This is a genomic window from Altererythrobacter epoxidivorans, from assembly GCF_001281485.1.
Taxonomy (GTDB): Bacteria; Pseudomonadota; Alphaproteobacteria; order Sphingomonadales; family Sphingomonadaceae; genus Erythrobacter; species Erythrobacter epoxidivorans.
Genome location: NZ_CP012669.1, coordinates 334,007 through 359,259, shown reverse-complemented (window position 1 = coordinate 359,259; position 25,253 = coordinate 334,007). Strand labels below are relative to the sequence as shown.

The following is a 25,253-nucleotide window of genomic DNA, read 5'->3' as shown; positions in this document are numbered from 1 at the left end:
CCAAAGCTTGCGATGCGAAGCGCCAGCGCCTAGCCACAGCGCCATGAGAGGAATCCCCATTTTCGCAGGCCTTGCGCTTGCTTCCGCCGCGCCGCTTGCTGCCGATGTCAGCGTCAGCCAGGAGCAGGCGGTAATCGCCGGTGCCAACGCGTTCATGGACGCGATCGCCAATTCGGACCGCTCGGCTCTCGCCGAACATATCATCCCCGAAGCGGTGATTTTTGTGCATAACGAAACCGATCCCGCCAAGCCGCGCGTCGATATCATCCCCGTCACAAAGCACCTCGAAAACTGGGGCAAGCGTTCCGCCGATTACGAAGAATCGATGCGTTACGATCACGTGCTGGTCAGTGGCGACATGGCGCAAGTCTGGGGGCCGTACTCCTTCACTTGGAACGGCAAGCTGACGCATTGCGGCGTGAACTCGCTTTCGATGGTGAAAATGGACGACGGCAGCTGGAAAGTCGGAAATGTCAGCTTCACCATGGTCGCACCCGATAGGTGCGCGGCGGTGGGCGTAAACTGGTTGCCCGCAGAATGATGAAGAAGCTTCTCATCGCCAATCGCGGCGAGATCGCCTGCCGCATCATCCGCACCGCGCGCGAAATGGGGATCGCCACGGTCGCGGTCTATTCGGACGCCGATGCCAAGGCGCTGCATGTGCGGCAAGCCGACGAGGCGGTGCATATTGGGCCCTCGCCCGCTGCCGCGAGCTATCTCGTTGGCGAGAAGATCATCGCTGCGGCCAAGCAGACCGGCGCCGAAGCCATCCACCCTGGCTACGGCTTTCTGTCGGAGAACGCCGGTTTCGCGCAGGCGGTGATCGACGCGGGCCTGATCTGGGTCGGGCCGAAGCCGTCGAGCATCGAGGCGATGGGTCTCAAGGACGCGGCCAAAAAGCTTATGCGCGCGGCAGGTGTCCCCGTGACGCCGGGCTATGAAGGCGAGGACCAGTCGGTTGAGCGCCTCAAGCAAGAAGCCGACGCCATCGGCTACCCAGTCCTCATCAAGGCGGTCGCGGGCGGCGGCGGCAAGGGGATGCGCAAGGTCGACGCGGCGGCGGACTTCGAAGCCGCGCTGGAAAGCTGCCGGCGCGAAGCCAAGGCCAGCTTCTCCAACGACGAGGTGCTGCTCGAAAAGTGGATCACCTCGCCCCGCCATATCGAGGTGCAGGTCTTCGGCGACAGCCACGGCAATGTCGTCCACCTGTTCGAACGCGACTGCTCGCTCCAGCGCCGCCACCAGAAGGTGATAGAGGAAGCCCCTGCGCCGGGCATGGACGAAGCGACCCGCGAGGAAATCTGCGCCGCCGCCGTGCGCGCGGCGAAAGCGGTCGATTACGAGGGCGCGGGCACGATCGAGTTCATCGCCGATGCCAGCGAGGGCCTGCGCGCCGACCGCATCTTCTTCATGGAAATGAACACGCGGCTGCAGGTCGAACACCCAGTGACCGAGGAAATCACCGGGGTGGACCTGGTTGAATGGCAGCTCCGCGTCGCCAGCGGCGAGCCGATCCCGCTGAAGCAGGACGAGCTCTTCATCGACGGCCATGCGATCGAGGCGCGCCTCTATGCCGAAGACACGGTTGCGGGGTTCCTGCCATCGACGGGACGCCTCGAACATTTCGATCTCGGCGTTGAAGGCAGGATCGAAACTGGCGTTGAGGAAGGCGACATGATCTCGCCCTTCTACGATCCGATGGTCGCCAAGCTGGTCGTGTGGGGCGAGAACCGCAGCGAAGCCATCGACCAGCTCGCCGAAATCGCCGAGGGAGTCGAAATCTGGCCGGTCAAGACCAACGCCGCATTCATCGCCAACTGCCTGCGCGATGCGGATTTTGAAGAGGCCAAGCTCGACACTGGCTTCATCGAAGCCAAGATCGAAACCCTGGTTACCAGCGACGTTGCCAACGAAACGATCTGGCAGAATGCGGCCGATTTCATCGCGCTGGCAGAGACAGAGGAACACGAGGACCTGCCCATCGGCCTGCGTCTGAATGCCCAAGGTGTGCTGACGACCACGCTCACGCACAAGGGCGAGACAAGAAAGGTGAGCGCAGCGCAAGCAATGGCGGAAGATGTGGCCACCGGTTTTGTCGATGCCGCGAGGGCAGTTGTATTCGCCGATGGGCAAAGCTTCGTCTTCGAGCGGCAGGTACGCGGCTCGGGACATCATTCCGCAGCCGACGGCGCGATCCTCGCGCCGATGCCGGGCAAGGTCATCGCGGTCGATGTGGCCGAGGGCGATGCGGTCACCGCTGGCCAGCGCCTGATGGTGCTGGAGGCGATGAAGATGGAGCACGCGCTCACCGCCCCCTTCGACGGGACCGTCACCGAACTTTCCGCCAGCGCGGGGAGCCAGGTGCAGGTCGAGGCGGTGCTGTGCGTGGTGGAGCCGGCGGAGGACTAATTCGCCGCGCAGTCGCTTTCGCGCGCGCCTTCGATTTCATCCTCGAGCGGACGCTCGCCGCCCGAGATAAAATGCATGAGCGCCCCGCCGAGGCCGGTCGGGGTCATTTCGTGCCCGCCATCGAAACCGTGGAAGACCACCGGCCTCCCCAGCACCGCGAGCCGCGCGGTCATGGCGCAGGCGGTGCGCCGGTAGGGCTGGCGCTCGTCGGACCGGCCATGCGCGAGAAATACCGCCGGTCCGCCCCCCTCGCCCGCATCGACCACGAAAACGCCGGGCGACAGCGCCGCCACCGTGCGGAACCGGTCGGGATGCGCGAGGCCTAGAGACAGCGCATAGCTTCCGCCATGCGAAAAGCCGAGCAGGCCAACCTTCGCCGGATCAATTTTCCCCTCCCCTGCCAGCCGGTCGAGCAGCGCGATGATCCGATCGCGGTCGTTGCCGAAACGGGGCTTTGGCCAATCGCCGCGCGCTGCGGGTCTGCCCGCCTCGTAATCGTTGAAAAAGCGGTCGATCGCCTGGAAATTTCCGCCATACCGCGGGGACAGTGCGAGGATCGCAAAGTCTTGCGCATCGGCAGCGGGCCTCAGCGCCTCCAGAAAATCCTCTCCCTTGCCGCCAGTACCCGGCAGCAGCACCAGCAAGGGAAGCGCCCCCTCTTTCGCCGGGCTGTAGAAATGCGCCCCGCGTTCCAGTTGGACGGGTTTCGCCTGCCCCGGCTCCGCTCCGATTGGTGCGAGCGGCACCAGTAGCCACGCGGCCATCGCTAGCCTAAGGGTTGCTGGGAAAGGCATTGGTGGGAGGATAGCAGCTGACCTGGGAAAGGGAACTCGAAGAACTGCGCCGTCGCGAAGGGTTGGCGGAGCAGATGGGCGGGCCAGAGAAGGTCGGCCGCCAGCACTCGCGCGGCAAGATGGACGCCCGTGCGCGGCTCGCGGCGCTGGTGGACCCCGGCTCCTTCCGCGAGATCGGCAAAATCGCGGGGCGCGGCTCTTACGACGAGGACGGCGAACTGACCGGCGTGCTGCCTGCCCCCTTCCTGTTCGGCAAGGCCACGATAGGCGGGCGCCCCGTGGTCGCCACGGCCGACGATTTCACCATTCGCGGCGGCGCGGCAGACGCCGGGATCAGCCGCAAGATGGTGCAGGCGGAAAAGATGGCGCACGAAATGAAGCTGCCCATCATCCGCATGATCGACGGCACCGGCGGCGGCGGATCGGTCAAGACGCTGGAGCAGATCGGCGCGACCTATATCCCGGCGGTCCCGGGCTGGGGCGATGTGGTCGAAAACCTCGACACAGTGCCGGTGGTGGCGTTGGCGCTTGGTCCGACAGCGGGCCTCGGCGCTGCGCGCACGGTCGCCAGCCACTATTCGATCATGGTGAAGGGCCTCAGCCAGATCTTCGCCGCCGGACCCGCCGTGGTCGATGGCCTTGGCGAAAGTTACAAGGGCTCGACCGACCACCAGCAGGCCAAGGAAGATCTCGGCGGCAGCGGCATCCACACCCGTAACGGCGTGGTCGATGACGAGGTCGGCAGCGAGGCGGAGGCCTTTGCCCGCGCGCGCCATTTCCTTTCCTTCATGCCCGAGCACGTCGGCCAGCTTGCCCGCCGAGCCGAGTGCAGCGACCCGGCCGACCGCCGCGAGGAAGCGCTGCTCAGCCTCGTCCCGCGCGAGGACAAGCAGGTCTATTCGATGCGCCGCGCGCTCGATCTCGTCTTCGACAAGGGCACCGTGTTCGAAATCGGCCGCATGTGGGGCCGCGCCTGCATCACCGCCCTCGCCCGGCTCGACGGGTGGCCGGTTGCGGTCCTCGCCAGCGATCCTTCCTACCTCGGCGGGAGCTGGGATGCGAAATCGAGCGAGAAGGTCGAGCGCTTCGTCAAACTGGCCGACCAGTTCCGCCTGCCCATCGTCCACATGGTGGACAATCCCGGTTTCATGATCGGGCGAGAGGCGGAAATGGCGGGCACGATCCGTTACGGCGTGCAGGCGATGAACGCGGTGTACAAGGCGACCGTCCCGCTCGCGAGCATCGTGATGCGCCGTGCCTATGGCATTGCCGGCAGCGCCATGTCGAATGCAGAGCGGTACCAGTACCGCTATTGCTGGCCATCGGGCGACTGGGGATCGCTGCCCATCGCGGGCGGACTGGAAGTTGCCTACAAGTCGGAGATCGAAGCCGCCGAAGATCCTGCTGCCGAGCTGGAAGCGATCAGGGAAAGGCTCGGCAAGGTTACATCGCCCTTCCGCAGCGCCGAACGCTTCAATGTCGAGGATATCATCGACCCGCGCGATACGCGTCCGCTGCTGTGCGAATTCGCCGACCTCGCCTGGCGCAGGCTGGCGAGCGACGCCTAGTCGTCTTCGTCGTCAGGCTCGGGCGGTCCGAACAGGCGGCCCCCTTCGGAATAGAGAACGAAAGCAAGGCTGGTGAGCGCCGCGACCAGCAGCGCCGTCGCCAGCGGACGGGCACTGCCGTCATAGGCGTAGCCGATCGTCGCACCGAGCAGCGCCCCTGTCGTCATGCGCAGGAAGCTTTGCGCGCTGGAGGCGGCACCTGCGATATGCTTGAATGGCTGCATCGCGATCGAACCGAAGTTCGCGCCGATGAAGCCAAGCAGGCTCATGTTGGCAGCCATCAGCGGAACGAAGGTCCACAAATCCTCGTCGGGCTGGTGCGCGAACCAGTATTGCAGGCCGGCAACCACGATGAACAGGAACAGCGCGGTATGGCTCACCCGCCGTGCGCCGAATTTTTCGACGATGCGGCTGTTGGTCCAGTTGGCGATGGCCATGCAGCCTGCGCAGAGCGCGAACAGCAGCGGGAACATATCGCCCGCACCGAAGGCTTCGCCGATCAGCTGCTGCGAGGAATTGATGAAGCCGAACAGCGCGCCGAACACCAGCGAGCTTGCCAGAGTGTAGCCGATGGTTTTGCGCAACGAGACGGCCCGCACCATGTTGCGCGCAATGTTGGACACTACGATTTCCTGCCGGTCTTCCTCGTGCAATGTTTCGGGCAGGCGGAAATAGACCCATGCCGTCATCGCCGATCCCAGCACCGCCATCGATGCGAAGATCCAGCGCCAGTCTCCGAACAGCAGCAGCACGCCCTGCCCGATGCTGGGCGCGACCGCCGGGACGAGCAGGAAAATGACGAAGATCAGGCTCATCAACCGCGCCATGCGGTCTCCGCCCACGCGGTCACGGATGATCGCAGGGGGAAGCGCGATGATACCGGCGGCAAAGAACCCCTGCACCGCACGCAGGACCAGCAATTGATCGAAACTCGCCGCGGCTGCGCAGGCGAGCGAAAGCAGTATGTAACAGCCGAGGGCGACGAACAGCACCGGCCGCCTGCCGTATCGGTCGGCGAATGCGCCCGGGATCAGTGTGCCGAGACCACCAGCGAGGAGGTAGATGCCGACCACGAACTGGCGATCGTTGCCCGGGATTGCGAAACTTTGCGCAAGGCTGTCGAGCGCGGGCAATATGGCGTCGATGCCGAAGGCGTTACACGCCATCAGCAATGCCATCATCCAGATGAGTTCGCGCTCTCCGATGGTTTTGCCCTGGGCCGCCTTGGCCGCGGGACGCTCACCAGCGCTCAATTGATCTCTTCGCACTTGCACAAGACGGCGGTTGGCGAAATTGGTTCCGGTTTGCAACCCGACAACTTATTGTCTCGCCCATGCGTGACGCGAAAGACACGGCTGCGACGGAGGATGACGGGGCAGAGGCCGCCATGGGCCTGCGCAAGATCATCCATGTCGACATGGATGCTTTCTTCGCCAGCGTCGAACAGCGCGACAATCCCGAATTGCAGAGTAAACCGATCGCGGTCGGCGGTTCGGGCGGGCGCGGGGTCGTAGCCGCCGCGAGTTACGAAGCGCGCAAGTTCGGGGTCCGCAGCGCCATGCCGAGTGTGACCGCGAAGCGCCTGTGCCCCGACCTAATCTTCGTTCGACACCGCTTCGATGCCTACAAGGAAGCGTCGCGCACGATCCGGCGGATTTTCGAACACTACACGCCGCATGTAGAGCCGCTGAGCCTCGACGAGGCCTATCTCGACGTAACCGACGACCTGCTCGGTATCGGTTCTGCGACCCGCATCGCGCAGCTGATCCGGCAGGAGATCAAGGCGAAGACACGGCTTACCGCCAGTGCCGGCGTGTCCTACAACAAGTTCCTCGCCAAGATTGCCAGCGACCAGAACAAGCCGAACGGCATGTGCGTCATCCGGCCTGGAGAGGGTGCCGACTTCGTCGCGCAGCTTCCCGTCAGGCGTTTCCACGGTGTTGGCCCCAAGGGCGCCGAGAAGATGGCGAAACTGGGCATCGAGACAGGCGGCGACCTGGCAGCAAAGGACATTGAATTCCTTCGCGCGAATTTCGGTAGCATGGGCGATTACCTGTTTCGTGCTGCGCGCGGGATCGACCTCAGACCCGTGCGCGCCCATCGTGAGCGCAAGTCTGTCGGCGGCGAGCGGACATTCAGCGAGGATATTTCATCCGGCCCCGCCCTGCGCGAAACGCTGGAGAACATCATCGATATCGTCTGGGACAGTATCGAACGCTCCCAAGCCAAGGGGCGGACGGTCACGCTCAAGATGAAGTACACCGACTTCCAGACGATGACGCGCGCGAAAACGGTCGATCATCCGGTCGCAGACAAGGCCGAGTTTTCCGCCCTTGCCCGCACATTGCTGGACGAGGTGCTGCCGCTACCCATGCCGATCCGGCTGATGGGCCTTACGCTGTCAAAGCTGGAAGGGAAGGAAAGCGCCGAACCGCCCCGCGACGATGCGCAGCTTTCGCTGCTTTAGGTTCCGCGGATTTCGCGGCGCCTCTCCCGATAAAGGGCAAGCCTGCTGCGGGTGAGGTGCCCCAGCGGTTCTGGCAGGGAATGCGGCGGGAAGAAGCGCGCCTCCACGATCTCGCGCTGGTCCGCCACCGGGCGAACATCAGCAGTTGCGCAGAACAGGTGCGCTGTATGAGGCGACCCGGAAATCTCTTCTTCGATCACGCCCAGCGCGGTGATGTTTCGCAGGGCTATGCCGACCTCTTCCTGCACCTCGCGCCGGGCTGCCTGCTCCGGTGTTTCCCCCCGACCGATACCGCCACCTGGCAAGGTCCAGACCCGCGGGCCATAGCTCGTCTGGAGCAGCAGGATCGCGCCCTGCAGGTCGGTAATCACGACCGAACACCCTGCGATCGGCTTCTTGCGCAGCCGGCGCACGACGTGGCGCGCACGGTGGGCAAGTGGCATGATCGCGCGGTGCAGAGGCTTGGGGATCAGGCGAAGCATGTGACCGGCTGGGTTGCTGCGGCAAGGAAGCGGGCGACCGGCAAATCGTTTTCGCCCGCGGCTGCGGCTTCGAACAGAGTGCGCTTCTCTGCCGATCCGCCGAGTGTGAAGACGATCTCGTCGCTGTCGAGCAGGCTAGGCATCGTCAGCGTGATACGATCGAACGGCGCTTCTGGTGGAAGCGGATCGGGCGTCAACCGGCGCATTCGCTGCGGATCGTCGGCCTTGGGGTCGGTATTGGGGAATAGCGAGGCGATATGCCCGTCCGCACCCATGCCCAGCCATGCGAGCGAAAAATGCGGCACCTCTTCCATGATGGTCAAAGTCGCGACTTCTGCGCCTACAGCTTCGAACAAGTCGCGGATCTTGCCGGTGTTCGATGCCGGGTGGTCTTCCGCAACGATGCGATCGTCCCCCGGCCAGACGACCAGCCGTGTGAAATCGAGTTTGCGGCCTGTCAGTTCGCGAAATACCGGAAACGGCGTCGAGCCACCAGGCACGGTGATCGCCACCGGGCCATCGGTGGCCGCAAGTGCGCCCGCAATGCGCGCCTCGAGCCAGTCGGCCATTGCGGCGGGATCCGCGCCTTCGATCATGGTGATTTTCCCCATGACCTGAGTGTAGCAAAAGGGCCGCTCCCGCCAAAGCGGAAACGGCCCCCCGGAGGAAACTCTCCGTATCTTTTCGTTACTTAAGGGTCTGACGCAGGAACCAGGCCCGTTCTTCCGCCATGTCGGTCCAGTCGTCGATCAGGCCGTCGGTGGCGTTGTCACCAGCCTGCTCGGCCAGGTCCTTCATGCCTTTCAATCGCTTCACCATCGCTACGTTGTCGTCGAGCAGTTCCTTGACCATCGCATCGGCGGTCAGAGTTACATCGTCCTGGTCCTTGACCTGGGTGTGCTTGGCCACCGAACCGATCGAGGTGAGGGTGTATTCGTCGTTCTTGCGAACGCGCTCTCCGATCACATCAATCTGGTCGCGGATCTCGATTGCCTGCTCGTCGAACAGCAGGTGCAGGTCGCGGAAGTTCGATCCCGCCACATGCCAGTGAAAATTCTTCGTCTTGAAGAACAGCGCCATGTGATCGGCCAGCAGGCCGTTGAGTTCACCAATAAGCGCGGTTTTCGCATTGCTGCCGTTGTCGGCCATAATTTCCTCCATTGTTTCCGTTCACGAAATCAACGGAGGAGGATGGGGCTGGTTTCACGCAGTATCGCTATCGCGATGATCGCGAAAATCGATCACTAGATAAGCTGACGAGCGGACAATCCGATCATTATTGCGGCAATTGCAAGCACGATTGCAAAAACCACACGTAGGGTCCGGAGCGGTAGTCTGGTCTCGAGTTCGCTGCCCATGGACCATCCAAGCGCAAGCGCGGCAGCCCCGCCTATCGCCCCGCCCAGTCCCGCCATCGGAGCGAGCACGCTGGCCGCTGCGAGTGCAAAGATGGCGAAGCGCGCAGCATCGCCGAACTGGCGGACGAGCAACACCAACCCGATCGCGAACAGCGACCGCGTGGGCTCTTTCGGATCAGCCGGAGCCGCTGGCCAGAAGAGCTCGATGGCGGCAGCAGCCAATGCGAAGGCGACGAGCATGTGCTGCGCCCGGTCAGGCATCATGGCCGCCAGCCACGCACCTGACACCGCCATGGCCGCTGCCGAGATCGCGCTGACGACCGCACCCACTCCCAGAAGAGCGGCCGACTGGCCCAGACGGTCCGACAATCGTGCGACCAGAAGCTGGTCCCTTCCGCCAAGGGCGATCACGAATACTGCGATCATGGGGATGAGAAACGACGCCATATTGCTTCCTCTATCCACTCCCGTTGCGCCGCGCCACGCATGGCTTTGGATCATCCCCGGTCCACGCCATTGCATTCGCTGTTGCGCAAACGCGAAGCTGTCCTAAAGTCGGTTTCAACGAGAAACGAAAAATGGAGAGGCGAGGATGAAACTCGAACAGGGCATGGCAGCCGTCGTAACCGGAGGCGCTTCGGGATTGGGTCGGGCTAGCGCAAAGGCGCTGGCAGACGCCGGGCTCAAGGTCGCGATCTTCGACATCAACGACGAAGCCGGTGAAGAACACGCTGCGGCAATCGGCGGAACCTTCCACCATGTGAACATCATGGACGAACAATCGGTGCAGGACGGCTTCGATGCCGCGCGCGCTGCCAACGGACAGGAACGCGTGACTGTCCACTGTGCCATGGCCTCGAAGCGCGGGAAGACGATCGGTTTCGACAAGGAAACGGGCGGCTACAAGCGCTTGTCGACTGAAGACTATGCGTTCGGCGCAGAAGGCATACTGGTCGCCAGCTATCGCATCGCCAGCATCTCGGCCCTTGGGATGGCGAACGCCGAACCGCTCAACGACGATGGCGAGCGCGGCTCGATCACGCTCACCGCCAGCGTTGCTGCGCAGGATGGTCAGATCGGGCAGGTCATCTATGGCAGTTGCAAGGCCGGTGTGAACGGACTGGTCCTGCCGATGGCTCGCGACCTGATGGACCTCGGCATACGGGTGAACTCCGTCATGCCGGGCATTTTCGCAACGCCGCTCATGCTGGGCATGAAGGACCGCAACCCGGCGATGTGGGCGCAGCTCAACGCATCGGTTCCCTTCCCCAAGCGCCTGGGCGAGCCTGAAGAATTCGCCTCGTTGATCCTCGAGATTGCGCGCAACAGCTATATCAACGGACACCAGTTCCGCCTCGACGGCGCGATCCGGATGCCGCCGAAGTAATCGGGGAAGAGAGGAACTGCCATGGAACTGGAATTCGGCCCCGAACTCGAAAGCTTTCGCACAGGAGTGTGCGAATTTCTCGACACCGCCCCTACCCCTGAAATTCGCGAGGCCGGGCGCAAGCTGACCAGCGTTTTCGCACCGTTCGAACAGGTAATGGCATGGCACCGCATTCTCTACGAACGCGGCTGGGCGGCGCCGAACTGGCCAAAGGAATTTGGCGGCACCGGCTGGTCGGTCGAACAAAAGTACATCTTTGCCGAGGAATATCGCCGCCGCGACCTTCCGCCCCTGCTGCCGCAAGGCCTAGCGATGGTCGGGCCGCTGTTGATCGACATCGGTACCGAGGAACACCGCGAGAAATATCTCCCCGGCATCCTCAAGGGCGAAGATTTCTGGGCGCAGGGCTATTCCGAACCCAATTCCGGCTCGGACCTCGCCTCCCTCAGTTGCCGCGCGGACGCCGATGGCGACGATTACATCATCAACGGCAGCAAGATCTGGACGACCTACGCCCACCACGCGAACCGCATGTTCATGCTGGTGCGCACCGACAGCAGCGGCAAGAAGCAACAAGGCATCACCTTCCTGCTGCTGGACCGGATCGACTATCCCGGGATGGAAGTGCGCCCCATCATCGGGCTGGATGGCGAACCCGAACAGTGCGAAGTGTTCTTCGACAATGTTCGCGTACCGCAATCCGGGCGGGTTGGCGCCGAAAACGACGGCTGGACCGTTGCCAAGCACCTGTTGAAGCATGAACGCGGCGGAGGCGCTCAAAGCCCGACTCTGCGGCGCGGGCTGGAACGCATCCGCGAAGCGGCAAAGACCACTCCCAGCGGTTTCGGCACCATGTTGTCGGAGGACCCGGTCTTCCTGCGTGACATGGGCGAACTGGAAGCCGACATCGCCAGCTTCGAGCATTTCGAAAAGCTTGGCGTCAGCGGACATCCGCTGTCCCACGACCCGTCCTATCCATCGATGAACAAGACGATGAATTCGGAACTGACCCAGCAGGTCAGCATCATGATGACGCGGGTTTCCGGCACCGAAGGCCTGCCGCGACAGAACGAGGCATTGCGCGTGGGCGCAAATGTAGAGGCCCTGGGCAGCGACCTCGACCTCGTTGCCATGCCCTATTACCTCAACAGCCGTGCGACCTCGATCTACGCCGGTTCGAACGAGGTGCAGCGCGACCTGATCGCCCGCACCGCCGGAATGGAGGGCTGATCGCATGGATTTCACCTTCACCGACGAACAGCAGATGCTGCGCGACAGCGTTTCTGCCTTCCTCAATCGCAGCTATGATTTCGATGCCCGCCAGAAAATCGTGAAGGGATCAGAAGGCTGGTCGCGCGACGTCTGGTCGCAGCTAGCCGAACTGGGCCTGCTGGCGCTACCCGTACCGGAAGAGGCCGGTGGGCTCGGCGGCGGGCCGGTCGAACTTGTCGCGATCGCAGAGCCTTTTGGCGCGCATCTTCTGGCAGAACCTTACGCTGCCAACGCCCTGATGGTCGCCCCGCTGCTCGCCGCTGCCGAAGGCAATGATATGGCGAGTGACTGGCTCGAAAAGGTCGTGAGCGGGGAAGCGCTGGGCGCGCTTGCCTATGAGGAAGGACACGGCACGGCCGACCCGTCGCATATCCTCACGAAAGCGGAACGCCGCGGCGAAGGCTTTGTCATCAATGGTGAGAAACGGCTCGTAATCGGCGGCCGCGATGCAGACCTACTTTTGGTAGTGGCCCTGTTGGACGAGCAGCCAGCCGTCTTCACAGTCGCCCCGAGTGCAGACGGTGTAACATTGACCGACTATGCCACCATAGACGGGCGCCGCGCAGCCAATATCCGTTTTGACGCTGTTGAATTGCCGGGCGATGCTCTTTTGCTGGATAATGCGAGCCAGGCCCTGCAGTCGATGCTCGATCTCGCGATGCTCGGGCTGTGCGCGGAAAGCGTCGGCGCGATGGGCGCGCTGATGAAGCAGACCGCCGAATATGCCATGACGCGCAAGCAGTTCGGCGTGCCGATCGCGACTTTCCAGGCCGTGGCTCACCGGCTTGCCGACATGAAGATCGCTTATTCGAAGGCACGCGCGACGTTGCTTTATATCGCAGCCCTGATGGAAGGCGGGCGCGAGACGCGGCGCGACATGGCCATCCTCAAGGGTCAGACCGGCAAGCTGGGCCGCATGGTAGGCGAAGCCGCTATCCAGACGCATGGCGGTGTTGGCATGACCGATGAACTGAGCGTCGGCCACCTGCACAAGCGGATCCTTGCCAATGATGCGATGCTGGGCGGGAGCGAATACCACCTTCGGGTGCTCGGCAACCTGGCTGCGGCATAAGCGAGGAATAGAAACGCGCCAACGTCCGGCCAGGCTGGAGCGGGTGAAGGGAATCGAACCCTCGTCGTCAGCTTGGGAAGCTGCTGCTCTACCATTGAGCTACACCCGCGATGCCGTGTGCGAACCGGCGCTTGGCATGAAGGCACAAGGCCGGTCAACGAAAGACGCAGGACCTGCCCCAAAAAGTTGGAGCCGCCGCCCGCAATGGACGACGGCTCCTCCCCCTCTCGCAGAAGGGTAATCCCGCCGGATCAGAACGTGAAGGCGACGCCCGCGCTCACGACCCAGGGATCGAGTTCGTGCTTGGTCTTGAGGGCCAGCGTGTTGCCTTCGTAGAAACTGGCAGTCGTGTCGATGAAGTACTTCTTGGCATCGACGGTCAGTGCCATCTTGTCGTTGATCGCGAAGTCCGCACCTGCCTGCAGGGCAAAGCCGAATTCATTCGACAGGTCCACGTCGGTCACATCGAGCGCCCGTGCGGTTTCGCCCGGCTTGTCCTGAAGCCATAGGAAGTAGGCAACACCGGCGCCGACATAGGGCCGGAAGGCTGCGTCGCCGAGGTGATACTTGGCGGTGAAGGTTGCCGGGATCACACGGGCGTTCGACACCATTTCGGCGCCAGCCAGCGCGCCCGTTCCGTCGACGTCATGCTGGGTGAAGCAGCAGATTGTTTCGAGAGAGACGTTGTTGGAGAAGAAGTATTCGATGGCGACGGTCGGTACGACGTTGTCGTTCGCTTCCGTATCGTAGGGATCGGTGATTCCAGCGGCAGTTGCGCCAAGCGTCGTGCCGGTGTCGACCGATTGCACCTTGGTGATGTTCCCGTCGGGTGCGACATAGGTGCCGAGCACCTTGACCTGCACCTTGCCAGCCATGTCTTCGGCGGCAGCGGGGCTTGCGAGCAAAGCCAGCGCCGTGACGCCAGCAGCCAGGATCGCTTTCATCTAAATCTTCCTTTGCGCCGTAGTGGTCGCCCTTTGCGACCGAGGATTTTTACGACGTCGGCAGCCTGATAGGCGCGCCAGCGGCACAGCTTCATTGATTTGCATCAAAGACAATCGAGCCTCCGCACCAGATTGGGATCCAACCTAATCCACCGCGCGCGAGGCAAGGGATGATCCAGCCGGCATATCTCGAGACATTTCTGCGCAAGACGCTGGGCGTCGACCCGGGCTCGCAAGTCGCTGACGAGCTGCGCAAGCTGGCGAGCACGATCAATGTCCAGCGCGGCTGCATGGCACCGATCGATCATTCACGCGCCATGCTGGTCTATGTGGCGCATGGCGCGACGAAACTGGTCGCCTCCGCATCGCGCGATCGCGAACAGATCGTCGCATTCCATTTCGGCGGCGACCTCATCTCAGTGCCCGAAAACGGATTGCATGCCTTCGGCCTGACCGCGCTGATCGAATCGACCCTGATCGTCTTCCCGCTCAACGCCATGATCGACTGCGCCCAAGGCGAACGCAGCGTCATGCGCTTGCTCCTCGAACGTGCGCAGACCGCACTCTACCGCTGCCGCGACAAGGCGGTCGGCCTGGGACGCAAGAATGCGCAGGAGCGACTTGCAGCATTCCTGATCGGCATGACCGAGCGAATCGAGAGCGTGCAGGACGATAGCTGCGTCATCGACCTGCCCATGTCCCGCCGCGACATCGGGGACAGCCTGGGGCTGACGATCGAAACGGTCAGCAGGCAATTCAGCGAGTTGCGCAACGCCGGGCTGATCGAGACGGAAGGGCGGTCACGCGTCCTCCTGCGCGACCCGGGCGCCCTGGCGCGACGGGCCGGGCATATATGAGGCATTCTGCATGAATTTCGCAAAATTGATCTGCATCAATGTGCATCGGTGGGTGGCGCACTACCCTGCCGCCATCTTGGAAGGGGCTTAATCACATGGAAGCTGTACTTGGCAGGATCGGGCTGTGGTTCCTGATCCTCCTGCTCGCAATCGTCGCGGTTCTCGGCGCACAAGACGCCGGTTTTGCCGCTCATGCCACCATCATCGCCATACTCGCATTCGTCATGATCTGGGTATCGGCGGGCAGTTACGATCCGTTGGCCAGGGCGCAATCCCTGTTCAGGATGCCGGATGACGACGCCCGGTATGATGACGATCCGATCCGCTGGGGCATGATCGCGACGATGTTCTGGGGCACCGCAGGATTTGCGGCCGGCCTGTTCATTGCGACGCAGATGGTCTTCCCGCAGCTCAATTTCGAGCCCTACCTCAATTTCGGCCGCCTGCGCCCGCTGCACACGAGTGCGGTGATTTTCGCATTCGGCGGTAACGCGCTGATCGCGACGAGTTTCTACGTAGTTCAGCGCACCTGCCGCGCGCAGCTCGCCTTCCCGAAGCTCGCCCGGTTCGTGTTCTGGGGTTACCAGCTCTTCATCGTACTGGCTGCCACCGGCTACCTGCTGGGTGTCACGCAGTCGAAGGAATACGCAGAGCCTGAATGGTACGTCGACCTGTGGCTGACCATCGTCTGGGTCGCCTATCTCGTCGTTTTCGTCGCCACGATCCTGAGGCGCAAGGAACCCCACATCTACGTGGCCAACTGGTTCTACCTAGCCTTCATCCTGACGATCGCCATGCTGCATGTCGTCAACAACCTAGCCATGCCGGTCAGCCTACTCGGCTCGCGCAGCTACAGCGCCTTTGCCGGTGTCCAGGACGCGCTGACCCAGTGGTGGTACGGCCATAACGCGGTCGGTTTCTTCCTGACCGCAGGCTTCCTGGCGATGATGTACTATTTCGTTCCGAAGCAGGCAGAACGTCCGGTCTATTCGTATCGCCTGTCGATCATCCACTTCTGGGCGCTGATCTTCCTCTACATCTGGGCAGGTCCGCACCACCTCCATTACACCGCGCTGCCCGACTGGGCGCAGACGCTGGGCATGGTCTTCTCGATCATGCTGTGGATGCCGAGCTGGGGCGGCATGATCAACGGCCTGATGACGCTGAACGGCGCCTGGGACAAGATCCGTACCGACCCGATCATCCGCATGATGGTCATCGCCCTCGCCTTCTACGGCATGAGCACGTTCGAAGGCCCGATGATGAGCATCAAGTGGGTCAATTCGCTCTCGCATTATACCGACTGGACCATCGGGCACGTTCACTCGGGTGCGCTCGGCTGGAACGGCATGATCACCTTCGCCTGCGTGTACTACCTCGTACCGCGGCTGTGGAAGCGCCAGCGGATGTACTCGCTGCGCATGATCAACTGGCACTTCTGGCTCGCCACCGCAGGCATCGTTTTCTACGCTGCCAGCATGTGGGTTGCCGGTGTGACCCAGGGCCTGATGTGGGCTGAATACGGCCCCGACGGCTACCTGGTGAACAGCTTCGCCGACACCGTCGCCGCGCTGAAGCCGATGTTCGCACTGCGTGCCTTCGGCGGGCTTCTCTACCTCAGTGGCTTCGTCATCATGATCGTCAACGTGTGGCAGACCCTCAAGGGCAACCTGCGCGAAGAGGCGCCGATGACCGAAACGCCTCACGACGAGGAAGCGGACCGCCCGCTCCCCGCCCACACCGTTCCTGCCGAGTAGGATAACCAGCCATGAGCATTACAGAGCAACACAAGAAGCTGGAACGCAACATTACGCTGATGGCGGCGGCGACGCTCGTCACCGTGGCAATCGGCGGCCTGGTCGAAATCGCACCGCTGTTCTGGATCGATAACACGATCGAGGAAGTGGAAGGCGTAAGGCCCTATTCGCCGCTCGAACTGGCAGGGCGCGACATCTACATCCGCGAAGGGTGTTATGTCTGCCACAGCCAGATGATCCGTCCGTTCCGGGACGAGGTCGAACGGTATGGCCACTACAGCCTTGCTGCTGAATCGATGTACGACCATCCGTTCCAGTGGGGTTCGAAGCGTACCGGGCCCGACCTTGCACGCGTGGGCGGACGCTATTCCGACGAATGGCATGTCCAGCACCTCGAGAACCCGCAGGCCGTGGTCCCCGAAAGCATCATGCCGCAGTACGGCTTCCTGCGTGAAAACCCGCTCAAGGTCGCCGATCCTGCGGCGAACCTGACCGCACTGCGCAGGGTCGGCGTGCCCTATACCGACGATGACATCGAGAAGGCCGCGGGCGACCTCGCCGCGCAGGCTGATCCCGATGCCGATGCCGGCGATCTGGCCGAACGCTATCCCAAGACGCAGATCCGCGATTTCGACGGCAATCCGGACAAGGTTTCCGAAATGGATGCCCTGATCGCCTATCTCCAGATGCTCGGCACGCTGGTCGATGTGAACAGTGCAGCGGCGCAGGAAGTGCTCGCCCAGGAGAAGGGCCGGTGAGCTACGAAACCCTGCGCCATTTCGCCGACAGCTACGGCTTGATCGCAATGGTCGCTGTCTTCCTTGGTCTGTGCCTGTGGCCCTTCCGGCCCGGTGCAAAGCGCCATGCGAGCGATGCAGCGAACTCTATTTTCGAGGGACATGACGATGGCGAATGATCCATCCAGCAACAAGAAGGTCGACCAAGCGACCGGCACCGAGTTCGTCGGCCATGAATGGGACGGCATCGAAGAACTGAACACGCCGCTGCCACGCTGGTGGCTATGGACCTTCTACATCACAATCGTGTGGGCGATCATCTACACGGTCCTGTATCCCGCGTACCCAATGCTGACCAAGGCCAGCGAAGGTTACCTGGGCTGGACCAGCCGCGGTCAGCTTGCCGAAGAGATGAGCCTGGCCGACCAGGCCCGCATGACCGTGGGCGAGCGCATCGCTGCGGTCGATACGGTCAAGCTGTCGGGCAATCCCGAACTCATGCAGCAGGCCGTCGCCGGCGGCGCAGCAGCCTTCAAGGTCAACTGCGTCCAGTGTCACGGTTCCGGCGCAGCCGGCAACCAGGAACTCGGCTACCCCAACCTCAACGACGACGACTGGTTGTGGGGCGGCGACATGCGCGAGATCGAATACACGATCACCAAGGGCATCCGCCAGGAAGGCGCAGACGAGCGCCAGGGCGCCATGCCGGCATTCGCCGGAATGTTCGACGATGCCCAGATGGCAGCGCTGGTCGCGCATGTCCGCTCGCTGAGCGGCATGCAGAAAGGCAGCGCAGCAGGCGCCCAGCTTTTCGCCGAGAACTGCGCCGTCTGTCACGGTGAAAACGGCGGCGGTAATCGTGAACTCGGTGCGCCGCGCCTGAACGATGCCATCTGGCTTCGCGGCAGCAGCCCCGATGCCATTCGCGCACAGATCCTTAACCCGAAGATGGGCGCCATGCCCGCATGGGGCGAGCGTCTCGATCCGGTCACCATCAAGATGCTGACCGCCTATGTCCATTCGCTCGGGGGAGGCGAAGACTTCGTGGAAACTGCTGGCGAGGCTGATGCCGCACCGGCGGACGAAGCCGATGTCCGACCCTGACGGACGGGAGCCCGCCGACGGGCGCAAGCCAGGCGACGACCGTAACTGGACGGTCGTCGTCGAGGGAGGGGTAGCAAAGACCAACGACCCGGTTTCGAGCGCGGTCGCGGAACCTGGCGCGGCGACAAACCGGCATGAGCCCCACGAGCCGCCGCGCACCACGCTTCCGGAAACGCTCTACGAGAAGCGCAAGCAGGTCCACAACAAGCGGATCGACGGGCCATTCCGGCGCTTCAAGTGGTTCGTCATGCTGGTCACGCTCTCGATCTATTACGTGACCCCGTGGCTGCGCTGGGATCGCGGTCCCTTCGCGCCCGACCAGGCGGTTCTGATCGATCTCGCCAACCGCCGCTTCTACATGTTCTCGATCGAGATCTGGCCTCACGAATTCTATTTCGTCGCCGGGATGTTGATCATGGCCGGTATCGGCCTGTTCCTGGTCACCAGCGCGGTTGGCCGTGCATGGTGCGGCTATGCCTGCCCGCAGACGGTCTGGACCGACGTTTTCCAGCATATCGATCGGCTCGTCGACGGCGATCGCAACGCGCGCATGCGCCTAGACAAGGCACCATGGACCATCGGCAAGGTCACGCGCCGGGCCTTCAAATGGTCGATCTACCTCGCGATTTCGTTCGCCACCGGCGGTGCCTGGATTCTCTATTTCGCAGACGCCCCGACGCTGCTGCGCGAGTTCTTCTCCGGTGAAGCGGCGCCGGTCGCCTACGGCACAGTCCTGATCCTGACCGGCACCACCTTCACGCTTGGCGGCTTCATGCGCGAGCAGGTGTGCATCTACATGTGCCCGTGGCCGCGCATCCAGACGGCTATGCTCGACGAGAAATCGCTGATCGTCACCTACAAGGACTGGCGCGGCGAACCGCGTGGCAGCGTGAAAAAAGCGCAGAAAAACCCGGAGAAATTCGGCGACTGCATCGACTGTACCGAATGCGTCCAGGTCTGCCCGACGGGGATCGACATCCGCGAAGGTCCGCAGATCGGCTGCATCACCTGCGCGCTGTGCATCGATGCCTGCGACCGCGTGATGAAGGATATCGGTCGTCCGCGCGGGTTGATCGATTACGCCACGCTCGAGGCCTGCGAGGCAGAGGCTGCAGGCGCACCGCCCCAGCCCGCCTGGAAGGCTCTCCTGCGTCCGCGGACGCTGGTCTATTTCGCCATCTGGGGCGCGATCGGCCTGACACTGCTGTTCGCACTCGGCACAAGGAACCGCACGGACCTGACTGTCTCGCCCGACCGCAATCCGCCGTTTATGCTGATGAGCGATGGGTCGGTCCGCAACTCCTACACGTTGAAACTGCGCAACATGGCCAGCCGTCCGCGTGAAATGGAGGTTGCTGTCGAAGGATTGCCGGGCGCGGTCATGTGGACCGATACGATCGCTCGCGAAGATGCCGCTACCAAGCAGACCTTCACTGTTTCGGCAGACCAGATTCGAACCGTGCGCGCTTATGTTATAGTGCCCGCACAGACCAAGGCGCAGGACTTCTCTTTCCGCCTCACTTCGCTTGACGAACAAGGCGAAAGCGACGTCGTGGAAACCGGATTTACCGCGCCCGGAGGCGAATGATGCGAAAGCAATTTACCGGCAAGCACATGTTCCTGGTGCTGTTCATCGGGTTCGGCATCGTGATGGCCGTGAACTTCACCATGGCCGCTCTCGCCGCGCGCAGTTTCTCCGGCACGGTGGTCGAAAACTCATACGTGGCGAGCCAGGATTACAACGACTGGCTGGCAGAAGCCGAAAAGCAGAAGGCACTGGGCTGGAGCGCGTCGGTCAGCCGCGGTGGGAACGGCAGGCTTGTGGTCGCCACGCAAGGCGTGCCTGACGGCGCTATTGTCGAAGCTGAACTGCGCCGCCCCGTCGGAGAGCACGAAAACGCCAGTCTCGCTTTCGAACGGGCGAGCGACACCGACTTCGTCTCGAATGACGAGGTGGCTGGCGGCCGCTGGATCGTGAGGCTCAAGATCACGCATGGTGACGACACTTGGGCGAGTGAGGAGCCGCTGGCGTGAACGCGCCGCTACGCCTTGACGATATTCAGGACGGAGTGCTGGTCGACACGCGCTTTACCGTGCCGAGCATGCGATGCGCAGGATGCATTGCCAAGATTGAGCGCGGCCTGGGCGAGATGGACGGTGTCGAGGCCGCACGGGTTAATTTCTCTGCCAAGCGCGTGGCCGTCCGCCACGATCCCTCGCTGAGCGAAGACGACATCGTGACCGCGCTGGAGCGCCTCGGCTTCGAAGCGCAAGCGGTTGCCGCCAACCCCCTCGCCCAGGACGACAAGGAATCGAAGGCATTGCTGCGCGCAACTGCCGTGGCAGGCTTCGGCATGATGAACATCATGCTGCTGTCGGTGAGCGTTTGGTCCGGAGCGGGCGGGATCACCCGCGATGTGTTCCACTGGCTATCAGCGCTGATCGCGCTGCCCGTGATCGCCTATTCCGGCAGGCCCTTCTTCTCCTCGGCCGCAATGGCGCTGAAATATCGCCGCACCAATATGGACGTGCCCATTTCCATCGGCGTCCTGCTGGCAACGGGCATGAGCATCTACGAAACCGCGACCGGCGGCGCACACGCCTATTTCGACGGCGCGGTCATGTTGCTGTTTTTCCTGCTAGCCGGACGCGCGCTGGATTCGACCATGCGCAACCGAACCCGCGCAGGGATCGGGGCACTGCTTTCGCGCATGGGCAAATCTGCCTCCGTTGTCCAGGGCGATGGATCGACCCAGCGGCTCGCTGCAGAGGACCTCGAACCCGGCATGGTCATGCTGGTTGCAGCGGGTGAGGCTCTGGCCGCAGACGGCGTGATCGAACAGGGCAGCAGCTCGGTCGACAACGCGATGCTGACGGGCGAGAGCGCGCCAGAACAGGTGTCGATCGGTGCCACGATCCACGCAGGCGCGATCAACCTCGGAAACGTGATCCACGTGCGCGCCATCGCGACGGGCGCAGATACCGTAATCGCTGAAATCGCGAGATTGATGGACGAAGCTGGCCAGTCGCGCAGCCGCTATGTCCGCATCGCCGACCGTGCATCGCGGCTTTATGCTCCCGCGGTCCATTCGCTCGCTGCGCTCGCCTTTATCGGCTGGATGATTGCCGGGGCTGGCTGGCATCAGTCCATGCTCATCGCGATCGCAGTGCTCATCATAACCTGCCCCTGCGCGATGGGGCTTGCAGTGCCTGCCGCACAGGTCGTCGCTTCCGGAGCGCTGATCCGCAAGGGGTTCCTGGTCAAGGACGGCAGCGCGCTCGAGCGCCTGGCGGAAGTGGATATCGCCCTGTTCGACAAGACGGGCACGCTTACCCTTGGCGAACCGCGCCCCGACCTGGGCGATTTGCCTGAAGAAGCTCAGGCCGTCGCGCTCGCGCTCGCGCAAACCAGTCGCCATCCCTTGAGCAAGGGGCTCGTCGCAGCCATCTCGGCAAATGGCGTGAAGCCCGCCATGCTGGACAATGTGGCGGAAGAGGCTGGACGTGGCGTTTCCGCCCGAGCCGGCGAAAAGCTCGTTTCACTGACCCGGCCCGAAGATGTCTCTACCGGGCTCGCAAGTCTCCTGACATTTGGCGACGAGCGCTGGACGATCCGTTTCAGCGACGCCAAGCGCAGCGACCTCGGCGCGGCACTGGCGGAACTCGAAAGGCTCGGCCTTCAGAGCCGGATCATCTCAGGCGACAGGCGCGCTCCGGTCGAGGCGCTGGCGAACGAACTTTCGCTTCCCTTCGATGCCGGGCTTAAGCCGCAGGACAAGCTCGACGTGCTGGCAGGCCTTGCAGAACGCGGTCACAAACCGCTGATGATTGGCGATGGCCTGAACGATGGCCCTGCCCTTGCAGCAGCACACGCTTCGATCGCGCCCGGGACAGCGAGCGATGCCAGCCAGCAAGCGGCCGATGCCGTGTTTATTGGCGAACGGCTCATGCCGGTTGCTCTCGGCATCAAGGTCGCGCGTCGCTGCATGCAGATCGTGCGCCAGAACTTCGGCTTTGCCATCGCCTACAACGTCTGTGCCGTGCCGCTGGCATTGGCGGGTCTCGTTACGCCGCTGGTAGCCGCAATAGCCATGTCGTTAAGCTCTCTCGTCGTCGTCGGCAATTCCCTGCGACTTGCCGGAGCCGCGAAGTGACCGGACTTACCTTCCTCATCCCGATCGCGCTCGGCATGGGCCTGCTTGGTCTGGGCGCCTTTTTCTGGGCCATGAAGAACAACCAGTTCGAGGATCTCGACGGTGCGGCGCACCGCATCCTGATCGACGACGAGGATGACGAATTGTGAAGAGCCTCATCTTCGGCATTGCGACGATGATCCCGGTGCTGACCGGTCCCCTGCCCGCACCGGAAAATGCGCTGAGGGTCGCACTGTGCAATGGCGGATCGATCGAAATTCCGCTTGGCGATCGGGACGACGAAGCCCCGGCACCGTGCGAAACCAAGGGTTGTCATGCGGGCAATTGCCGCAAACAATTTGATTCAGCGCAAAGACGCAAGGGCTGATCGCATCCATCAGGCTACGCATGTGGCCTTATCATCCCGACCTACTCGCAACGCCCGTTCCGCGTTACACCAGCTATCCCACCGCTGCCGAATTCGGCGAGGTGCCACCCGGCGTCTATCGCGATGCGCTGGAGCGAACGAGCGGCGACATTTCGCTCTATGTCCACATCCCGTTTTGCGAGAAAATCTGCTATTATTGCGGCTGTAATACGGGTGCTGCCGGAAGGCGGCATCGCCTGGAAAGCTATCTCGCCGCCCTGCATAAAGAGATCGATACGGTCGCCGGACTTGTCGGCGGCAAGACCCGCGTCAAGCGCGTGGCATTTGGCGGCGGTAGTCCCAATGCGATCTCTCCCGAAGAGTTCGAACAGCTCGTCGAAGCTCTTACCACAGCGTTCGCGATCGAGGATCCGGTCTGGTCGATCGAACTCGATCCGCGCGGCATGACCGATAAATGGGCGCGCACCATCGGGCGCGTGGGTATCCAGCGTGCAAGCCTGGGTGTGCAGACCTTCGCATTGCATTGTCAGCAGGCGATCGGGCGGGTGCAGAGCGAAGACCTGATCGTCCATACCGTCGACCGGCTACGCGGTGCCGGGGTATCCTCGCTCAATTTCGACCTGATGTACGGCCTCCCCGGCCAGACGCGCGAAGACTTGGTCGACAGCCTGCAGCGCACCCGCGTGCTCGGCGCAGATCGCGTCGCCCTGTTCGGTTACGCCCATGTTCCGCACATCGTGCCGCGCCAGAAGGTCATCGACGCCTCCGCCCTTCCCGATCAGGAAGAAAGGTTCGCGATGGCAGAGCTTGGGTACATCTATCTTGCGACCCACGGCTACACGCCAGTCGGCTTCGACCACTTTGCCCGCCCGGGCGGCGATCCAATTGCCCACGCCGCGATGGAAGGTAAGCTGCACCGCAATTTCCAGGGCTTTACCGACGATGACGCGCCGGTGCTGATAGGCCTCGGATCGTCCTCGATCAGCAGCTTTCCCGACCTGCTCGTCCAGAACGAGAAGAACAGCGGGCGATACCGGATGATGGCATCGCAGGGGCAGTTGACGGCCAAGCACGGCGTCCTGCGCAGCGCTGACGACCGGTTGCGGGGACAACTGATCGAGAAGCTGCTGTGCCACGGGCACGCCCGGCTTCCCGCCAATATCCGCGCAGAAATCGCGCCGCGATTATGCCCCTTCACCGTTCGCGGCCTCGCTTCGCTCGACGGAGACGATTTGACCATTCCGACGCGCGGCCTGCCCTATGCGCGGACCATCGCTGCCTTGATCGATCCCTACAGGGCGCAGTCGGAACGGCGATTCAGTTCGGCCATCTGAGCAAAGCTGCCGCTCCAGAGATTGCCACTCCGCGGCCTTGTGCATAATATGCACGGCACAGCGCCCGGAAAGGGCGCGGAGAGAGGGGCCTCGCGCAAATGGACCGCGCAATCCGTAAAAGCACCGCCTGGGACGTCGCGGAAAAAGCGGGTGTCAGCCAATCGACCGTGAGCCGTGTGTTCACCGGCTCCACCCGTATCAGCGAGCAAACCCGCGCCCGCGTGATGGCCGCGGCAGAAGCGCTCGATTACCTCCCCGACAAGCGTGCTTCGCGGCTACGCAGCGGCCAGACGGGGGTTCTCGCCGTGGTCCTTATCACCCGCGCCGAGGATAGCGCTCAGGAAGTCAATCCGTTCACCTATGCGCTCCTGGGCGGTGTCTGCCGCGCAGCATCGGCGCGCGGGTATGAAACGCTTGTCTCGTTCCAGTCGTCGCCCGATGAATTCTATGGCCGATATGTCGAACAGCGCGATGCCGATGCAATGATCGTCCTCGGGACGACGCAAAACGCAGAGGCTTGGGACTATTTTCGCCCCATCCTGCAGCGCGACGATCATTCGATCTGCTGGGGCCTTCCCTATGAAGAAGCGCACTCGGTCAGGTCGGACAACCGCGCCGGAGGCCGCATGGCCGCGCAGCATCTTTGGGCGCAAGGGTATCGCAAGCCAGCCTTCATCGGGCCGGTCGAATGCACCCAGCGGCAATTCCAGGAACGCTACGAAGGGTTTTGCGAGGCCTTGGGTGAGCTCGGCGGTGAGGCGCTGATCATGCGCGATGTGAGCACCAACGACCGTTTCGAACAGGGCCGCGATGCCGTTGCCCGCCTGATCGAAACAGGCGCCGAATTCGATTCCATCTTCGCAGCCTGCGACTTCATCGCTCTCGGTGCTTCGGAAGCATTGACGCAGCACGGTATCGACGTTCCCGGTGCAGTCGGGATCGTGGGATACGATGGCCTTGCGGCGACTGCCCATGCGAGCCCTCCGCTCACGACGATCAAGCCCGACCTCGAAGAAGCAGGCAGGCAGCTGATCGCGCGGGTTCTGGAAGAAGAACCCGACGGAGAAGCGTCGCTTGCGCCGGTGGACCTGATCGCCCGGGCGAGCACCGCCCGCTCCTGACACTATCGACCAGAGACAACGCTGCCCTTATCGCCTAATCTCGCATTGCTGCGCGCATTCGCACACCCA

General features: G+C 62.9%; 26 protein-coding genes and 1 tRNA gene. 19 read left to right on the top strand and 8 right to left on the bottom strand.

Annotated elements, in window-relative coordinates:
- Nucleotides 1–43 precede the first annotated feature (43 nt).
- Together AMC99_RS01835 and AMC99_RS01830 are read left to right on the top strand one after the other, a co-directional pair.
- Nucleotides 44–541: a Cif family virulence factor gene (locus AMC99_RS01835; protein WP_061922046.1), complete on the top strand. Its 498-nt coding sequence runs from the start codon at nucleotides 44–46 to the stop codon at nucleotides 539–541.
- Nucleotides 538–2,409 carry an acetyl/propionyl/methylcrotonyl-CoA carboxylase subunit alpha gene (locus AMC99_RS01830; protein ID WP_061922043.1) on the top strand — a complete coding sequence of 624 codons (1,872 nt, stop codon included), beginning with the start codon at nucleotides 538–540 and terminating at the stop codon, nucleotides 2,407–2,409. Before AMC99_RS01835 ends, AMC99_RS01830 begins: the two co-directional genes overlap by 4 nt.
- Here the strand turns inward: AMC99_RS01830 and AMC99_RS01825 are convergent.
- Entirely contained in the window at nucleotides 2,406–3,173 is a 768-nt protein-coding gene (locus AMC99_RS01825; protein ID WP_061922041.1) for an alpha/beta hydrolase, read from the bottom strand. The two genes, AMC99_RS01830 and AMC99_RS01825, sit on opposite strands and share 4 nt — an antisense overlap.
- A 104-nt stretch (nucleotides 3,174–3,277) precedes the next feature.
- Between AMC99_RS01825 and AMC99_RS01820 the strand changes: the two genes are divergently transcribed.
- Nucleotides 3,278–4,771, top strand: coding sequence for an acyl-CoA carboxylase subunit beta (locus tag AMC99_RS01820; protein ID WP_420805556.1), 1,494 nt, complete (start codon nucleotides 3,278–3,280; stop codon nucleotides 4,769–4,771).
- Here the strand turns inward: AMC99_RS01820 and AMC99_RS01815 are convergent.
- Nucleotides 4,768–6,024, bottom strand: coding sequence for a multidrug effflux MFS transporter (locus AMC99_RS01815; protein WP_061922035.1), 1,257 nt, complete (start codon nucleotides 6,022–6,024; stop codon nucleotides 4,768–4,770). The genes AMC99_RS01820 and AMC99_RS01815 overlap by 4 nt on opposite strands.
- Nucleotides 6,025–6,104: 80 nt before the next feature.
- On the opposite strand from AMC99_RS01815, the gene dinB reads away from it, so the two are divergent.
- Complete coding sequence (gene dinB / locus AMC99_RS01810; RefSeq protein WP_061922033.1) at nucleotides 6,105–7,238, top strand: DNA polymerase IV; 1,134 nt, start codon at nucleotides 6,105–6,107, stop codon at nucleotides 7,236–7,238.
- Here dinB and AMC99_RS01805 read toward each other — a convergent pair.
- The 4 genes from AMC99_RS01805 to AMC99_RS01790 form a co-directional block, all read right to left on the bottom strand.
- Nucleotides 7,235–7,720, bottom strand: a complete 486-nt coding sequence (locus AMC99_RS01805) for an NUDIX hydrolase (protein ID WP_061922030.1) — start codon at nucleotides 7,718–7,720, stop codon at nucleotides 7,235–7,237. The two genes, dinB and AMC99_RS01805, sit on opposite strands and share 4 nt — an antisense overlap.
- Nucleotides 7,708–8,331 (bottom strand): 6-phosphogluconolactonase, encoded by a 624-nt coding sequence (locus AMC99_RS01800; protein WP_061922027.1) that lies wholly within the window; start codon nucleotides 8,329–8,331, stop codon nucleotides 7,708–7,710. The genes AMC99_RS01805 and AMC99_RS01800 overlap by 13 nt, the downstream gene beginning before the upstream one ends.
- Before the next feature lie 76 nt (nucleotides 8,332–8,407).
- Entirely contained in the window at nucleotides 8,408–8,869 is a 462-nt protein-coding gene (locus AMC99_RS01795) for a Dps family protein (RefSeq protein ID WP_061922024.1), read from the bottom strand.
- A 95-nt stretch (nucleotides 8,870–8,964) separates the two neighbouring features.
- Complete coding sequence (locus AMC99_RS01790; RefSeq protein WP_061922021.1) at nucleotides 8,965–9,525, bottom strand: hypothetical protein; 561 nt, start codon at nucleotides 9,523–9,525, stop codon at nucleotides 8,965–8,967.
- Between the two features lie 145 nt (nucleotides 9,526–9,670).
- Here AMC99_RS01790 and AMC99_RS01785 point away from each other — a divergent pair, with 145 nt between their 5' ends.
- From AMC99_RS01785 to AMC99_RS01775, 3 genes are read left to right on the top strand one after another with little or no spacing between them, the layout of a single operon-like run.
- Nucleotides 9,671–10,465 (top strand): SDR family oxidoreductase, encoded by a 795-nt coding sequence (locus AMC99_RS01785; protein WP_061922019.1) that lies wholly within the window; start codon nucleotides 9,671–9,673, stop codon nucleotides 10,463–10,465.
- Nucleotides 10,466–10,486: 21 nt separating this feature from the next.
- On the top strand, nucleotides 10,487–11,695 hold the full coding sequence (locus AMC99_RS01780; RefSeq protein ID WP_061922017.1) for an acyl-CoA dehydrogenase family protein: 1,209 nt from the start codon (nucleotides 10,487–10,489) through the stop codon (nucleotides 11,693–11,695).
- Between the two features lie 4 nt (nucleotides 11,696–11,699).
- The gene (locus AMC99_RS01775) at nucleotides 11,700–12,809 is read left to right on the top strand and encodes an acyl-CoA dehydrogenase family protein (RefSeq protein WP_061922009.1); all 1,110 of its coding nucleotides are present in this window, start codon (nucleotides 11,700–11,702) and stop codon (nucleotides 12,807–12,809) included.
- A 35-nt stretch (nucleotides 12,810–12,844) separates the two neighbouring features.
- Here AMC99_RS01775 and AMC99_RS01770 read toward each other — a convergent pair.
- Both AMC99_RS01770 and AMC99_RS01765 read right to left on the bottom strand, forming a co-directional pair.
- A tRNA-Gly gene (locus AMC99_RS01770) sits at nucleotides 12,845–12,918 on the bottom strand.
- A 142-nt stretch (nucleotides 12,919–13,060) separates the two neighbouring features.
- Entirely contained in the window at nucleotides 13,061–13,753 is a 693-nt protein-coding gene (locus AMC99_RS01765) for an OmpW/AlkL family protein (protein WP_061922006.1), read from the bottom strand.
- Between the two features lie 170 nt (nucleotides 13,754–13,923).
- Between AMC99_RS01765 and AMC99_RS01760 the strand changes: the two genes are divergently transcribed.
- The 12 genes from AMC99_RS01760 (at nucleotide 13,924) to AMC99_RS01705 (ending at nucleotide 25,184) form a co-directional block, all read left to right on the top strand.
- Nucleotides 13,924–14,610, top strand: coding sequence for a helix-turn-helix domain-containing protein (locus tag AMC99_RS01760; RefSeq protein ID WP_061922003.1), 687 nt, complete (start codon nucleotides 13,924–13,926; stop codon nucleotides 14,608–14,610).
- Between the two features lie 95 nt (nucleotides 14,611–14,705).
- Nucleotides 14,706–16,367, top strand: a complete 1,662-nt coding sequence (gene ccoN, locus AMC99_RS01755) for a cytochrome-c oxidase, cbb3-type subunit I (RefSeq protein ID WP_061922000.1) — start codon at nucleotides 14,706–14,708, stop codon at nucleotides 16,365–16,367.
- Nucleotides 16,368–16,378: 11 nt separating this feature from the next.
- Nucleotides 16,379–17,125, top strand: a complete 747-nt coding sequence (gene ccoO / locus AMC99_RS01750) for a cytochrome-c oxidase, cbb3-type subunit II (RefSeq protein ID WP_061921998.1) — start codon at nucleotides 16,379–16,381, stop codon at nucleotides 17,123–17,125.
- Nucleotides 17,122–17,283 carry a CcoQ/FixQ family Cbb3-type cytochrome c oxidase assembly chaperone gene (locus AMC99_RS01745; RefSeq protein WP_061921995.1) on the top strand — a complete coding sequence of 54 codons (162 nt, stop codon included), beginning with the start codon at nucleotides 17,122–17,124 and terminating at the stop codon, nucleotides 17,281–17,283. The genes ccoO and AMC99_RS01745 overlap by 4 nt, the downstream gene beginning before the upstream one ends.
- Nucleotides 17,273–18,208, top strand: a complete 936-nt coding sequence (ccoP, locus tag AMC99_RS01740; RefSeq protein ID WP_061921992.1) for a cytochrome-c oxidase, cbb3-type subunit III — start codon at nucleotides 17,273–17,275, stop codon at nucleotides 18,206–18,208. Before AMC99_RS01745 ends, ccoP begins: the two co-directional genes overlap by 11 nt.
- Entirely contained in the window at nucleotides 18,195–19,796 is a 1,602-nt protein-coding gene (gene ccoG, locus AMC99_RS01735; RefSeq protein WP_061927548.1) for a cytochrome c oxidase accessory protein CcoG, read from the top strand. The genes ccoP and ccoG overlap by 14 nt, the downstream gene beginning before the upstream one ends.
- Nucleotides 19,793–20,242: a FixH family protein gene (locus AMC99_RS01730; RefSeq protein WP_232301470.1), complete on the top strand. Its 450-nt coding sequence runs from the start codon at nucleotides 19,793–19,795 to the stop codon at nucleotides 20,240–20,242. Before ccoG ends, AMC99_RS01730 begins: the two co-directional genes overlap by 4 nt.
- A 68-nt stretch (nucleotides 20,243–20,310) precedes the next feature.
- Complete coding sequence (locus AMC99_RS01725; RefSeq protein ID WP_083440188.1) at nucleotides 20,311–22,362, top strand: heavy metal translocating P-type ATPase; 2,052 nt, start codon at nucleotides 20,311–20,313, stop codon at nucleotides 22,360–22,362.
- Nucleotides 22,359–22,511 (top strand): cbb3-type cytochrome oxidase assembly protein CcoS, encoded by a 153-nt coding sequence (ccoS, locus tag AMC99_RS01720; RefSeq protein ID WP_061921980.1) that lies wholly within the window; start codon nucleotides 22,359–22,361, stop codon nucleotides 22,509–22,511. The genes AMC99_RS01725 and ccoS overlap by 4 nt, the downstream gene beginning before the upstream one ends.
- A complete protein-coding gene (locus AMC99_RS01715) occupies nucleotides 22,508–22,729 on the top strand; it encodes a hypothetical protein (protein WP_232301469.1) in 222 nt (73 codons plus the stop codon). The genes ccoS and AMC99_RS01715 overlap by 4 nt, the downstream gene beginning before the upstream one ends.
- A 20-nt stretch (nucleotides 22,730–22,749) precedes the next feature.
- Nucleotides 22,750–24,063: an oxygen-independent coproporphyrinogen III oxidase gene (hemN, locus tag AMC99_RS01710; RefSeq protein ID WP_061921977.1), complete on the top strand. Its 1,314-nt coding sequence runs from the start codon at nucleotides 22,750–22,752 to the stop codon at nucleotides 24,061–24,063.
- Nucleotides 24,064–24,161: 98 nt separating this feature from the next.
- Nucleotides 24,162–25,184, top strand: coding sequence for a LacI family DNA-binding transcriptional regulator (locus AMC99_RS01705; RefSeq protein ID WP_061921974.1), 1,023 nt, complete (start codon nucleotides 24,162–24,164; stop codon nucleotides 25,182–25,184).
- The last annotated feature ends 69 nt before the right edge of the window (nucleotides 25,185–25,253 follow it).